The organism is Xanthobacter autotrophicus ATCC 700552, from assembly GCF_043194565.1.
GTDB lineage: Bacteria > Pseudomonadota > Alphaproteobacteria > Rhizobiales > Xanthobacteraceae > Xanthobacter > Xanthobacter autotrophicus_F.
Map to the genome: position 1 here is coordinate 1 of NZ_JBAFVS010000077.1, position 564 is coordinate 564.

Sequence of the window (564 nt, forward strand, 5' to 3'; positions counted from 1 at the left end):
CTTCGGGTCAGCTGGCGGGGTTCCAGATGATGACCTTCTTGGCGGGATCCTCGCCCGGCGCCGGCGCCACGTTGCCGTAGATGGTGCCGAACTCGGGGGCCGAGAGCGAGACCGAGATGTACTCCTCGCCGGTGGTCTTCGAGATCCGGTTCCAGCCGGCGCCCAGCTCGAAGCCGTTCTTGCGCGAGATCACGCGGTAGTCAGGCTCGTTGTCCTTCGCCTTGCGGGTGTTCGGCACCAGCGCGATCGGGGCGGTGACGTTGAGGGTGGCGAGCGTGCCTTCGAGGTTGCCGTCCGCCTTCTGGGTGAGGGTTGCGATCGTGGCCATGTGAAGTCTCCTTGAGGTTGCTCGGGGACCATCCCCGATGACGCCCAAAGGAAGGGGCCGGACGCCGTCGTCACCGCAGCGCAGGGGAACCCCCGGTCGGGGTCCCCGCGATGCCCGCATCGTGGGGTGGCCAGCGGGGTTGACGGCACTAGGCGGCCGAGACCCGGACACAGGCGGCAAAGAGGAGGGGATGGGCTTCGAAGCCACCGACCACAGGAGCCCCTGCCACCAGGCCA

At 68.3% G+C, this 564-nt stretch carries 1 protein-coding gene; it reads right to left on the reverse strand.

What is annotated here, in order from left to right; translation table 11 throughout:
* Positions 1-7: 7 nt before the first annotated feature.
* On the reverse strand, positions 8-328 hold the full coding sequence (locus tag V5F48_RS24980; protein WP_394016449.1) for a DUF736 domain-containing protein: 321 nt from the start codon (positions 326-328) through the stop codon (positions 8-10).
* Positions 329-564 lie beyond the last annotated feature (236 nt).